Genomic DNA, 12,527 nt, shown 5'->3' on the forward strand with positions numbered 1-12,527 from the left:
ACGCCGACGGCGGTGTGGTCGGCACGCGCACCGTACCTGTCCCCGCCAACGGCAAGTTTGTGGGACTGCTGACCGGCGCCTCGTTGTTCCCCGGCGTGACCGAGCTGGAAGGCTTCGTGAAGATCACCGCGTCCCAGCCCATGGCGGCCGCCGCCCTGCGGATCGAGGGCCGGTTGTTCTCCACCCTTCCCGCGGTGCACGACATCCTGCCGTGGCGGAACTCCCACATCATCTACGTGAGCCCGATCATCGGCCAGGATTCGGTCTATGACGGGTCGTTCCTCCGGCCGTTCAAGACCATCCGGAAGGCGCAGACCGTCGCCGACCGGGGCTGGACCATCTACCTGCTGCCCGGGCTTTACAGCGAGGACAGCGGCGAGGATTTCCCCATCTATCTGAAGTACTGTGTCCTGATCCGGGGCGCGGACGCCCGCTCCGTCTTTATCCTAGGCGGCAGCACGTCGTCCGGCCCCGCTGAGAGTTGCGCCGTGACAGGCGAGAACCGGGGGCTGATCGCCGACGTGACCATCATGAACCCGCATGGGCACGGCATCTACGCCGATACCACCATCGGCGTGAACGATTGTCGGTTTCTGCACTGCGCCGGCACCGGGATCAAGCTGATCGGCGGGCGGACCGTCATCACGGACTGCACGCTGACCGGCAACACCATCGGCGTGTTCGTCGGGGCGGAAGCGGACCCGGACCTGGGCGGCGGGCTGTATTACGGCACCGGCGGCAACGTGCTGATGGGCAACCACCACTGCGACCTCTTCATCGAGGACAAGTGCACCATCGGACTCCGCTTCAACAGATGGGACAGCGCGTTCCCCAGCTGGGGCACGGTCTGTGAGGGAGGGGTGGACATCGCCTCACCCACCGGGGTTTTTTACGACCATTGATGGGCGCTCGCCGGGCGGACACGTCCGCCTGGAGTGGCGATGATCCTGCGGACGGCAGGCGGGGCAGGGGGGCGGCGGCGGCGCGTAGGGCCGGCCGTCGCACAGCCCATGACTCAGGGCAACACGCGCAACGCCGCCCAGTGGGCGGCGATCAGCCAGACCAGCCGGAGGAGCAGCGCGGCGCACAGGGCCAGGATCAGCCCCCGGATCCGGCGTTCCCGGGCCCGGTCGCCCCGGGGCAGGCCGTAGCTGCCGTAAGCGGCCACGACGTCGGCCACGCGGCGCCGGCCGCGCGCCACTTCCACGAAAATCGCGGCATAGGTGGCGAACGAGACCGCCACGAAGCCGGTCATCACCCAGAGGGCGTCGCGTTGCAGCGGCTCGAGGTCGAAGGCGTAAGCGAAGAACGCGACCATCTCGGCGAACACCGCGGCTTTGCCCCAGAAGTTGGGCACGACGGGCACACGCTCCCGGCGGGAGATGAGCCAGCCGCCCAGGGCGATGAGGCCATCCTTGACGTACAGCAGGACCATGGCCCACGTGGGGAAATCGGTGTACAGGACCAGGGCCGCACTCAGGACCAGCGCGCAGATCTTGTCCGCGGCCGGATCCAGCACCTTCCCCAGATCCGACACCCGGCCCAGCCGGCGGGCGGCCAGCCCGTCGAAAAAGTCGCTCAGCGCCACCCAGCCGACCAGGACCAGGAGCAGCAGCCGGTGGGAGCCGGCCATGGCATACACCATGAACGGCAACACCGCCACGCGGCTGGCGGACAGAGCGTTGGGCAGATTGAGCCAGGCGGGCATCAGCGGATGAGCCCCTGGTCCAGCATCCGCCGGATGATGGCCAGGGTGTTGTAGGTGCAGCGCGGCACGTCGGCCAGGATCTTCGCCAGACTGGCGCCTTCGGTGATTTTCATCCAGATCAGCAGGGCGCTGTCGAGCGTCTCCTCGTCGTCCCAGTCCAGGGTGGGGCGCGTCGGCCGGAAGACCTGGGTGAAGTCGGAGATCTCGGCGGTGAACACCAGCAGTTCATCCTTCATCCGCATGGCTTCCAGCAGGAGATTCATGGGACTCTTTTCTATGGGCGTCTCGAAGTTCAGGGAGTCCACCTGCTCGCCCCGGAAGATGAACTCACCGGTCAGGTCGTGTTGGAAGATCTGGTAGAAAGCCTCTTCGCCCTCCAGGACCCCGATCTTGGCATACAGCACCTTGCCGGCGGCGAACACCACCTCGGCCCGGCGCTTGTCGGGCGTCTCGATGACCATGACGCCGTTCTGGCCCGAGTTGATCAGTGTCTGCATCACGGTGGCGACGTCGAAGTACTGCAGGCTGCCCCGCAGCTCCTTGCCCGCCTGGCTGGACGCCAGCTTCGTGTCGGCGCTCTCCAGCCGGCAGGCCAGCAGCTCGCAAAGCCGCCGGAGGAAGAAGTTGTTGCTCAGGATGAGCTCCTCGTAGGCCTCCGGCGGGATCTCGAGCAGTTCGGCCTGCTGCGGCACCCGGGCCGAGGCCGAGCGGGGACGGCCGGTGATCAGGGCCATCTCCCCCAGGCACTCGCCGGTGGTGAGGTAGGCGACCACGGCGGGGGGCGCGTCATTGGGCTTGGCTTTCTGGATCTCCACCACGCCGCCGCGGATCACAAACAGGCTGAACCCCTGTTCACCTTCGCGGAAGAGCAGTTCGCCCGGTCCCAGGCGGCGAATGATGCCGCGGCGGTACACGTCCTCCAGCAGGGAATCGGGCAGCCCTTTGAACAGCTCGGATTGCTTCAGGAATTGAATGTCACTGCTCATCGCCACCTCCGGGGATCGCGAGGTGCAGTTCGCGGAGCTGGTCGGGCGCCACCGCCGACGGCGACCCGGACATCAGGCACATCGCCGAGGTGGTCTTGGGGAACGGGATGACATCCCGGATCGATTTGCCGCCGGCCAGCACCATGACAAGCCGGTCAAGGCCGAGGGCGATGCCGCCGTGGGGCGGCGTCCCGTAGCGCAGCGCCTCGAGGAAAAAGCCGAACTTCTCCTGGGCCTCGGCCGGACCGATGCCCAGGGTGCCGAACACCTTGCGCTGGACATCCTCGCGGTGGATCCGGATGGAGCCGCCGCCGATCTCGGTGCCGTTGAGCACCAGGTCGTAGGCTTGGGCCAGCGCCGCCGCCGGATCGGCGTACGCGGGATCCGCCGGCGCGGTGAAGGGGTGGTGGCAGGCGTAGTACCGGCCGTCGGCCGCGTCGTACTCGAACATGGGAAAGTCCACCACCCAGAGGAAGCGGAAGTCGCGGTCGTCGAGCCAGCCTTCGCGTCGCGCCACGTGGAGGCGAAGGGTGCCCAGCGCCTCGCTCACGGTCTTGTAGGGGCCGGCCACGAGGACGACCAAGGCGTCGGCGGCGCCGGCCGCCGCCTGAAAGGCGCGTGCCTTCACGCCGTCAGGGACGGCCGCCGGCAGCGAGGACTTCCATGTGCCGGTGTCGGGCCGGATCCAGGCCAAGCCGGCGGCGCCGCAGGCCTTGACGACGTCCTGCAAGCCGTCCATGTCCTTGCGGGAGTACTTCGCGCCGCCGGGGATGGCCAGGCCGCGGACGCAGCCGCCCTCGGCGACGATCCGCGCGAACACGGCGAACGGCCCGTCGCGGAAGCAGTCCGACAGATCGTGGATCTCCATCCCCGCGCGGACGTCGGGCCGGTCGGAGCCGTAACGGTCCATCGCGTCGCGGTAGGACATCCGCGGGAACGGCGCCGGCACCTCGACGCCCGCCAGGCGGAACACCTGCTGCATCATGGGTTCCAGCAGGGCGATGATGTCCTCCCGCGTGACGAAGCTCATCTCGATGTCCACCTGGGTGAACTCGGGCTGGCGGTCGGCGCGCAGGTCCTCGTCGCGGAAGCAGCGCACGATCTGAAAGTAGCGGTCCTGGCCGGCGATCATGAGCAGCTGCTTGAACAGCTGCGGCGACTGGGGCAGGGCGTAGAACTTGCCGTGGTGGATCCGGCTGGGCACGAGGTAATCGCGGGCGCCCTCGGGCGTCGAACGCGTCAGGAAGGGCGTCTCGAGCTCCAGGAAGCGCTGCGCGTCGAGGTATCGCCGGATCTCCAGGGCCACCCGGTGCCGCAGGACCAGGTTCGCGGTCATGGGCGCGCGGCGCAGATCGAGGTAGCGGTACTTCAGGCGCAGCTCCTCGGAGGCCCGGACCTCGTCCTGGATCTCGAAGGGGGGCAGCTCCGCCGGGCTGAGCACCTCGAGCTCGTCGGCCACCACCTCCACCCGGCCCGTGGGCATGTGCGGGTTAACGTTCTCCGGCGTGCGGGCGGCGACCTGGCCCCGGACGCGGATGACGAACTCCGACCGCAGGGCGGCGGCCCGCTCATAGAGCGCCGCGTCGCGGTCCCGATAGAACGTCACCTGGCAGAGGCCGTACCGGTCGCGCAGCTGCAGGAACAGCAGGCTGCCGAGGTCGCGCTGGGCATGCACCCAGCCCGCCAGGGTCACGTCCCGGCCCACGAGCTCGAGGTCGGGTTCGCCACAGGTGTGCGTGCGCAGGCTCATTGCGTCACTCCTTCTCGGCGGGCTGCTGCCGGAGGACGGCCTCCAGTTCGGTCAGGGGCACCAGGATCTGCTCGCCGGTGATCAGGCTCTTCAGGGCGGCCTGGCCGGCTTCGGCTTCCGCGTCGCCGATGATCACCACACGGGGCACGCCCAGCCGGTTGGCGTGGCGCAGGTGGCTCTTCAGGCTGCGGTCCTGGAAGTCCTGGCTCACCGCAAAGCCTGCGCGGCGCAGCCGGGCGGCCGCCACCTGGGCCAGTTCCTGGGCCGTCTCACCGAGCGGCGCCAGGTGGACGTCCGGAACCGGCCGCGAACCGGCGCGCACCGCCTCGGGCAGGGCCAGCACGAAGCGATCCAGGCCGAGAGCGAAGCCGAAGCCGTGAGTGGGCGGCCCCCCCAGTTGCTCCACCAATCCGTCGTAGCGGCCGCCGCCGAGCAGCGAATTCTGGGCGCCCAGGGCGCCGGAGGTGATCTCGAAGGTGGTCTTCACGTAGTAATCCAGCCCGCGGACCATTCGGGGATTTTCGTGGTACGCGATCCCCAGCAGCCCCAAGTGCTTTTTGAGCCGCTCGTGGTGCGAGCGGCACGGCGGGCACAGGTACTCGAGAATGCTCGGCAGGGTGTTGATGGTGTCCTGGCAGTCCGGGTTCTTGCAATCCAGCACCCGCAGGGGATTGACGGCGATCCGGCGGACGCAATCGGCGCAGAGGCGACCGGCCGCCGCCTGCTCCCGCTCCTGCAGCACGGCCAGGAAGGCCGGCCGGCAGGTGGGGCAGCCGATGGAGTTGATCCAGAGGCGGGTGTCGCCGATGCCCAGCCGGTCCATCAGCAGCATGAGCATATCGATGACCTCGGCTTCGACGCCGGGGCTGTCGGGGCCGAGCACCTCGGCGCCGATCTGGTAGAACTGGCGGTAGCGGCCCTTCTGCGGCCGCTCGTAGCGGAACATGGGGCCGGCATAGTACAGTTTACGGGTCCCGCCGTCCTTGTAGAGCTGGTGCTGGATGTAGGCGCGCACCAGCGAGGCCGTTCCCTCGGGGCGCAGAGTCAGTGACTGGTCATTGCGGTCGGTGAAGGTGTACATCTCCTTCTCGACGATGTCGGTGGTGTCGCCGATCCCGCGGGCGAACAGCTCGGTCACCTCGAAGATGGGCAGTCGCAGCTCCTCGAAGCCGTACCGGTCGAAGATGGCGGCGCTCTCCCGCTCCACCAGGTGCCACAGGTGGATCTCGTCGGGGAGGATGTCACGGGTGCCCCGCACGCAGGTGATCATGAAGCACCTCGAAGGGTGGAATCCGAAAGCTGGTATTGTATAGGAAACAATGGGAAAAAACAAATAGCGGCGTCCGGACTGGCCGGTGCTAGTTCACCACCCAGCCCTTTTCCCGCTCGACGAACGACACCCCGTGCATTTCACCGTTCTTCCAAACGATGGCGATGATGCCCTTCACCTTCTTGCGGCCGAACGACAGGTTGACTTCGTACTCCCGGCCCACCTTGAACTCAATGGGCGGGTTGTCCGCATCCTCGAACGAAAAGCGGAAACCCTTGCGCGACACGTTCTCCGCGATGATGGCCACCGAACGGATGGTGTCCTGCTCGTCCATGAACTCCATGGTCATGGGCACCCGGATGGACACCCGCCCTTCCTTCCGTTGAACCTTCCAGTTGTTCGACATACGAGAATCCAGTGAGTTGGAGTTTCAGCCGATCGCTTTCGCCGCCGTTCCTTCTCCGATCTCAGATGAGTTCCGCCGGAGAAAGATTCCGGACAGCCAACTGCAACCTGTCCGAGAGCGGTTCGCCGGAGTCCCCGCCATTCCCGAAGGTGACGCCGCGACATCACCTACAGCCCAGCGCTTGTAAAAAGCATTATATCACAACTGCGGGTGTGGTAAGAAAACCTGCCGGCTTGACCCGACACTTTCTGTGACCGGGGAGCGGATCATTGGGCTGGCCGCTCGCGGCGGGGTCGGTGTGATTTCTGATTTATTGCCGGTCAAAAATTGGATAGACTGAGAAGTCGACAACTCCGGATTCCGAGGGAGGTGACCCGTGGCCAACGCCAAACTGTACGTTGGGGCTTCGCTGGACGCACCCGGCGGCGCGCCCAAGGGACCCTGGCATTACGATCCCGACGATCTGACCACTCATGGCCTGATCGTGGGCATGACCGGCAGCGGCAAGACCGGCCTGGCCCTGGTCCTGCTCGAGGAGCTGCTGCTGCAGCGGATCCCGCTGGTCATCCTCGATCCCAAGGGCGACCTGGCCAACCTGTGCCTCCAGTTCCCCGGGTTCGAGGCGACGGCGTTCGCCCCCTGGGTCTCGGCGGCCGAGGCGCGCCGGCGCGGGTGCGAGCCGGCCCAATTGGCGGCGGAGACCGCCGCCTCGTGGCGCGACGGGTTGGCCAAGTGGACCGTCGCGCCCGAGCGGCTGAACCAGCTCCGGGAGCTGGCCGCCTTCCGCGTCTTCACCCCCGGCTCGTCCGCAGGCGAGCCGCTGAACGTCCTGAGCATGCTCCAGCCGGATCGCGGCGACCTGGCCGATCCGGAGCGGCGCGCCGACCGCGTCAGCGGCGCCGCATCGGCCTTGCTTGGGCTGGTGGGGATCGAGGCCGATCCGATCCAGAGCCCCGAGCACATCCTGCTCGCCAACATCCTGGAGTTTTTCTGGAGCCAGGGGCACGAGGTGACGATGGAGTCGCTGCTGGGCGCCATCCAGTCGCCGCCCGTGACCAAACTGGGCATCTTTCCGGTGGACGAGCTGTATCCGCCGGTCCAGCGGCGCAAGCTGGCCATGACCCTCAACGGCATCGTCGCCGCCCCCTCCTTCGCCCTGTGGCGCCAGGGTTCGCCCCTGGCCATGGACGCGCTGCTGGCCGAGCGGAGCGGCCGGGTGCCGTGCAACATCTTCTACCTGGCCCATCTGAGCGACGCCGAGCGGATGTTCGTCGTCGCTGCGGTGCTCAACGAGATGGTCGCCTGGATGCGGCGCCAGCAGGGCTCCGACGCCCTGCGCGCCCTCCTCTACTTCGACGAGATCGCCGGCTACGCGCCGCCCTACCCGCGCAACCCGGCCGCCAAGGGACCGCTCATGACCCTGCTGAAACAGGCGCGGGCGTTCGGTGTGGGCGTACTGCTGGCCACCCAGAACCCCGTGGACGTGGACTACAAGGGACTCACCAACATGGGCACCTGGTTCATCGGCCGCCTCCAGGCCGAGGGCGACAAGGCCCGCCTCCTGGACGGCCTCGAGCTGGCCGGCGGCGGGCCCGGCCGCGCCGACACCGACGCGGCCATGTCGGCGCTCCAGAAGCGGCAGTTCCTGGTGAAGAACGTCCACGAAGCGGAACTGGCCTTCATCACCACCCGCTGGGCCATGAGCTACCTGGCCGGCCCCATGAGCCTGGCCAACGTGGCGGCGCTGTACACGACGGGTGTGCTGCAGAAGCCGTCCGTTGCCGGCCCGGTTCCGGCGCCCGCCGCGGCGGCCGGAGTGGCCGCGCCGCCGGCCGCAGAAGCGGCACCGGCGGTCGCCGGGCCGCTTGCACCCGCCCCGTTTGCCCCCACTGTCTTGGAGGGAGACCTGCCGGCCGAGCCGCAGATCTTTCCGTCATGGCCGCGGGTGTACCTGGCGCCGGGCTCCGCCCACTACGAGGAGATGAAGAGCCTGTTTCCGAAAATCGCGGTGCCCCAGGCGCTGCCCTTCCGTTACGCGCCGTACGTCCTGGCCCGGGTGAAGGCGGTCTTCGACGAGGAGCGTCACCATTTCTTCGCCGAGCAGGAGTTCTACCGCGCCGCGGGTCCGCTGGATGCCGCCGCGACACCGGTCTGGGAGAATCTGGGCGCCGTCTGGGCCGGCGCCCCGCTGTCGGTGCCGCCCGCCGCCGGTGCCCGCTTCGCTCCGGTGGCGGCCTCGTGGCTGGACCGGAAGGCCGAAGCGGCCCTGACGGAATCGGTGCTCGAGGACGTGTGGCGCGAGGAATCCATCGAACTGCATCGCCACGCCGCCCTGAAACTGGTCTCGCAACCCGGCGAGAGCCGCGATGGATTTGTCGCCCGCTGCCGTGCGGCCGCCGACGACGAGGTCGATGCCAAGGTCCGGACGCTGGAGACTCGCTACAAGCAGAAGCTCAACACGCTGGGCGACCGCCTCCAGCGCGCCCGGATCGAACTGGCCCACAAGGAGCAGGCCCATGCCGCGCGGCGCAACGAGGAGCTGATCAGCGCCGGCGAGAGCATCCTGGGGATGTTCCTGGGGTCGCGCAGCCGGCGGGCGTTCTCCGGCGCCATGAGCAAGCGCCGGATGACCGCCGCCAGCGCGCAGTCGGTCGAGGCTAAATCGCAACTGGTGAAGGATCTCGAGGCGGATGTCGCCGCCATGGAGAAGGAGCTGGCCGAGGGGATCGCCCGGCTGGAGCAGGAGGCGAACCGACGGGTGGAGGAAATCGAAACGCTGCCGGTCCGGCTGGAGAAGACCGACATCCAGGTGCTGGGTTTCACTCTGCTCTGGGTCCCGGTCCGGCCGTAGCCGACCGGTGGAACGATCGGCGGCGGGGGGCGACGCAAGTCATGGTGAGAATGCACTGCGCTTGGTGCAATCGGGAACTGACGGCTCCGGAAAACGGCGTTCCCGATGACGCGCCCGTCAGTTACGGCGTGTGCCCCGACTGTACGGACCGGCTCCTGGTCCACCGGCAGGTGCCCATGCGGGCCTATCTGGACCGGCTGGACGGCCCGGTGTTCCTCGTCGATGACGACGGCCGGATCCACGCTGCCAACACCGCCGCTGGGGACCTCGCAGGTCAGGATCCTGCCGCCCTCGAGGGATTGCTGGGCGGCGACGCCCTGGAATGTCGCCATGCCCGCGAGCCCGGCGGCTGCGGCCGGACCGTGCACTGCCGAAGTTGCGCCATCCGCGGGAGCATCAACGAGACCTTCGCCACGGGACGGGCCCTCCACCGGGTTCCCGCTTATCCGGACGTGAACCGCATCCCTAGCGGCGCCAGGCCGGTGTTCTGGATTTCCACCGAGCGCCTGGGGCCGTCCGTCCTGCTCAAGATCGAGCCGATCCCCCCGGACGAGAGCTGACCGGTCGGTGTCCCGTCCGCGCTCGTCCGGCGCCGGGCCTGGTCATGCTACAATCATCCCGATGTTTTGACGAGGAGGCCGCCATGGGCAACCGCGCGTACGTGGATCCCGACTTGTGCACCGGCTGCACCCTGTGCACGGATCTGTGCCCCGAGGTGTTCGAGATGGACGGCGACGTGGCCGTGGCCAGGCACCCTGACCACGCCGCGCTGGGTGTGACCGCCAGGGCCCAGGAAGCCGCCGACGCCTGCCCCGTCCAGGCCATCACGCTCGATCACGACTGATCCGGCGAGGGAAGGGGGAGAAGCTACCGCCCATCGCACGCGATGTGTGGCGGCGTCCCGCCCGGCCCGGCTCAGCGGTCCGGTTTCGGCCGGCCCGTCGCGGCGAGCACCCGCGCCAGGCGCTCGGCGGCGATCCGGGTGTCGTAGTCTTCCGGCCCCTTCTTGTCGCGGAGCGCCTCGTACGATTCCCGCAGCATCGCCTCGCCTTGCACCCGGTTCCCGGTTAGCCAGAAGTACTCACCCATGTCGTTGCGCACCTGGGCCACCCGCCAGTGATCCGGACCGAAGGCGGTCTCCAGCCGGGCCGCCGCCTCGCGCAGCAGCCGGCCGGCCTCGTCGAGCCGGCCGCGGTCCAGCAGGATCCGGGCCAGTCCCCGCTGCACCACGCTGAACAGCGGGTGCGCCTCCCCGACGGCCTGGCCGAATATGGCCAGCGCCTCGCGGCTGGCCGCTTCGGCCGCTGCGTACTTCCCCTGGCGGTCCAGGTTGGCCGCCAGGTTGTGCAGGGCGGTGGCCACCTCGACGTGGCCGGGCCCGACGGTGCGACGCAGGAGTTCCACCGCCTGGCGGTACAGGCGTTCGGCTTCGGCGTCGTTCCGGCCATCCAGGATGAAACCCAGGTTGTAGATGCTCTTGCCCGTGATGTAGTGGTCCGGGCCCAGGAACGCTTCGTGCAACCGCAGGGCTTCCCGCTGGCACGCTTCGGCTTCCGCCAGTTTCCCCTGGTTGGCCAGAACCGAGGCCAGGTTGTTCAGGCTGTGGGCCAGCTCGGGGTTCTCGTCCCCGAGCGTCTGGCGGAACATGGCGACGGACTCGCGCGCCAGCGGCTCCGCGGCGGCGAACTCCCCCTGTCCCAGCCAAACCACCGCCAGGTCGTTGATGCTTTGCGCCAGCGACGGGTGCGCGCGGCGGTAGACGCGCCGCTTTTCATCCAGCACGCGCTGCATCAGCTCCCCGGCCCGGCCGTAGTCGCCCTGCTCGATGTAGACGTTGGCCAGGTTGTGCCAGTTGTCCAGCACGGCATCGGCCGCGGCCGGCCCGGCGGCCCGGTTGATGGCCACGGCCCGCTCCAGCAGTTCCGTGGCGGGCGCGTATTGGCCCTGCTCTTTGCGGAGCAGCGCCAGCGATTGCAGGATGGCGGCATACCGGGCGTCGTGCGTCAGCCCGCGGGCTTCCATGGCGTGGCGGGCCGCGGTGACTTGCCGCTCGGCCGCGGCCAGGTTGCCCGCCTTGAGTTCGATGTCCGCCAGCCGGCCCCGCGCCGCCGCTGTGGTTTCATCCCCGCGGCCCAGCTCGCGCTCGACGATGCGCAGCGCCTCGGCCTGCTGGATCCGGGCCGGCGCGTACAGGCCGAGGCCGGCGTAGGTGCTGGCCACCGCCTCCAGCAGGGAGGCCTTGAGCTGAGGCTGGGCGTCGAGCTCGAAGCGGATGCGCCGCGACGCGCGGTCCAGGAGCTGCCGGACGGTGATCTCGCCCCCCCGCGCGTCATACGGATTGGCGAACCGGAAGATGTCCAGCAGGAACCGGGTGATGGTCTCGGCGCGGTCCCGCTCCGTCTGGATCTGTCGCGCCTGGCGCGAGGTGACCACTGCGTATCGGACCGACACCGCCGTGATTCCCGACAGCAGCAGCAGGATCGCCGCCGACGCGGCGACGCCCACGGTGTGCCGCCGGACGAACTGCCGGAACCGGTACCAGCCGGCTCGGTAGCCGGCGGGGGGTGCCGCCAGCACCGGCTGCCGCTGCAGGTGACGTTCCAGGTCGGCCGCCAGCTCCGAAGCGGACGCGTAGCGGTCCTGCTTCTGTTTCTGCAGGGCCCGGTTCACGATCCAGCGCAGGTCGCCCGCCAGGGCCTGCTGGAGCGCCCGGGGCGATGTCCGCCGGGCCGCGGCCGCCGCCTCGGCCCGCTCGGCGCCCAGCGTCCGGAACCGCTCCGCCGGCGGGGGTGGCGCTTTTTCCAGCAGCGCGAACAGCAGTTCGTACAGGTTCGCGCCTTCCGACTCGAACGGGCCCCGGCCGGTGAGCAGCTCGTACAGGGTCATGCCCAGAGCGTAGATGTCCGTCCGGGTGTCCACGTCCTCACCCAGGGTGATCTGCTCGGGACTCATGTAGGCCGGCGTGCCCACGACGCCGCCCGTTTGGGTCACGTCGTGGGTCGCGGCCGCGTCCTGCTCCTGCTGAACCGCCTTGGCGATGCCGAAGTCGATGATCGTGGGCACCGGGCGGCCGTCCTCCTCGTGCACCAGGATGTTGGACGGCTTGAGATCCCGGTGGATGATCCCCTTCTGGTGGGCGTGCTGGACCGCCTGGCAGATCCGGATCATGAGCCGCAGGCGCTCGGCCAGCGGCAGTTTCCGGTTGTCGCAGTACGCCGTCAGCGGCTCGCCCGCGATGTACTCCATCACGAAGTAGGGGAGCCCCTCCGGCGTGGCGCCCGCGTCGTAGATCCGGGCGATGCCCGAGTGGTTCATCAGGGCCAGGGCCTGCTTCTCCGCCTGCAGCCGCGCGATCACGGACGGGTCCGGGGAACTCCGGAACATGAATTTCATGGCGACCAGGCGCCGCACCGGCTCCTCCTGCTCCGCCAGGAACACGGTCCCCATGCTGCCGGCGCCCAGAGTGCGGACGATTCGGTAGGGACCGACCCGGTCGCCGGGCGCGAAGTCCGTCACGCGCCCGGGCGGCGGCGGCGAGGCGCCCGGCGGCGCCGCG

10 protein-coding genes are annotated in these 12,527 nt (G+C 68.8%); 4 read left to right on the top strand and 6 right to left on the bottom strand.

What is annotated here, in order from left to right:
• Nucleotides 1-902, top strand: a 902-nt coding sequence (locus GX414_06675) for a DUF1565 domain-containing protein (protein ID NLI46774.1), incomplete at its 5' end; no start/stop codon positions are given.
• Between the two features lie 113 nt (nt 903-1,015).
• Here the strand turns inward: GX414_06675 and GX414_06680 are convergent.
• The 5 genes from GX414_06680 to GX414_06700 all read right to left on the bottom strand — a co-directional run bounded on the left by GX414_06680 (nt 1,016) and on the right by GX414_06700 (nt 6,120).
• On the bottom strand, nt 1,016-1,708 hold the full coding sequence (locus GX414_06680) for a hypothetical protein (protein NLI46775.1): 693 nt from the start codon (nt 1,706-1,708) through the stop codon (nt 1,016-1,018).
• A complete protein-coding gene (locus GX414_06685; GenBank protein NLI46776.1) occupies nt 1,708-2,694 on the bottom strand; it encodes a cyclic nucleotide-binding domain-containing protein in 987 nt (328 codons plus the stop codon). The genes GX414_06680 and GX414_06685 overlap by 1 nt, the downstream gene beginning before the upstream one ends.
• Entirely contained in the window at nt 2,684-4,444 is a 1,761-nt protein-coding gene (aspS, locus tag GX414_06690) for an aspartate--tRNA ligase (GenBank protein NLI46777.1), read from the bottom strand. The genes GX414_06685 and aspS overlap by 11 nt, the downstream gene beginning before the upstream one ends.
• A gap of 4 nt (nt 4,445-4,448) precedes the next feature.
• Nucleotides 4,449-5,714 carry a histidine--tRNA ligase gene (locus tag GX414_06695; protein ID NLI46778.1) on the bottom strand — a complete coding sequence of 422 codons (1,266 nt, stop codon included), beginning with the start codon at nt 5,712-5,714 and terminating at the stop codon, nt 4,449-4,451.
• Nucleotides 5,715-5,802: 88 nt separating this feature from the next.
• On the bottom strand, nt 5,803-6,120 hold the full coding sequence (locus GX414_06700) for a hypothetical protein (GenBank protein ID NLI46779.1): 318 nt from the start codon (nt 6,118-6,120) through the stop codon (nt 5,803-5,805).
• 376 nt (nt 6,121-6,496) lie between these two features.
• On the opposite strand from GX414_06700, the gene GX414_06705 reads away from it, so the two are divergent.
• The 3 genes from GX414_06705 to GX414_06715 all read left to right on the top strand — a co-directional run bounded on the left by GX414_06705 (nt 6,497) and on the right by GX414_06715 (nt 9,815).
• A complete protein-coding gene (locus tag GX414_06705; GenBank protein ID NLI46780.1) occupies nt 6,497-8,971 on the top strand; it encodes a DUF87 domain-containing protein in 2,475 nt (824 codons plus the stop codon).
• A 41-nt stretch (nt 8,972-9,012) separates the two neighbouring features.
• Nucleotides 9,013-9,531: a PAS domain-containing protein gene (locus tag GX414_06710; GenBank protein NLI46781.1), complete on the top strand. Its 519-nt coding sequence runs from the start codon at nt 9,013-9,015 to the stop codon at nt 9,529-9,531.
• Between the two features lie 83 nt (nt 9,532-9,614).
• Nucleotides 9,615-9,815: a ferredoxin gene (locus GX414_06715; GenBank protein NLI46782.1), complete on the top strand. Its 201-nt coding sequence runs from the start codon at nt 9,615-9,617 to the stop codon at nt 9,813-9,815.
• Nucleotides 9,816-9,886: 71 nt separating this feature from the next.
• Here GX414_06715 and GX414_06720 read toward each other — a convergent pair.
• A partial coding sequence (locus GX414_06720; protein ID NLI46783.1) for a serine/threonine protein kinase occupies nt 9,887-12,527 on the bottom strand: 2,641 nt, incomplete at its 5' end.

The organism is Acidobacteriota bacterium (assembly GCA_012517875.1).
In the GTDB taxonomy this organism is placed as follows: Bacteria; Acidobacteriota; JAAYUB01; order JAAYUB01; family JAAYUB01; genus JAAYUB01.

Coding starts and splice junctions, on each gene's coding strand:
- GX414_06680 (NLI46775.1), bottom strand. CDS start 1,708: ATGCCCGCCTGGCTCAATCTGCCCAACGCTCTGTCCGCCAGCCGCGTG.
- GX414_06685 (NLI46776.1), bottom strand. CDS start 2,694: ATGAGCAGTGACATTCAATTCCTGAAGCAATCCGAGCTGTTCAAAGGG.
- aspS (NLI46777.1), bottom strand. CDS start 4,444: ATGAGCCTGCGCACGCACACCTGTGGCGAACCCGACCTCGAGCTCGTG.
- GX414_06695 (NLI46778.1), bottom strand. CDS start 5,714: ATGATCACCTGCGTGCGGGGCACCCGTGACATCCTCCCCGACGAGATC.
- GX414_06700 (NLI46779.1), bottom strand. CDS start 6,120: ATGTCGAACAACTGGAAGGTTCAACGGAAGGAAGGGCGGGTGTCCATC.
- GX414_06710 (NLI46781.1), top strand. CDS start 9,013: ATGGTGAGAATGCACTGCGCTTGGTGCAATCGGGAACTGACGGCTCCG.
- GX414_06715 (NLI46782.1), top strand. CDS start 9,615: ATGGGCAACCGCGCGTACGTGGATCCCGACTTGTGCACCGGCTGCACC.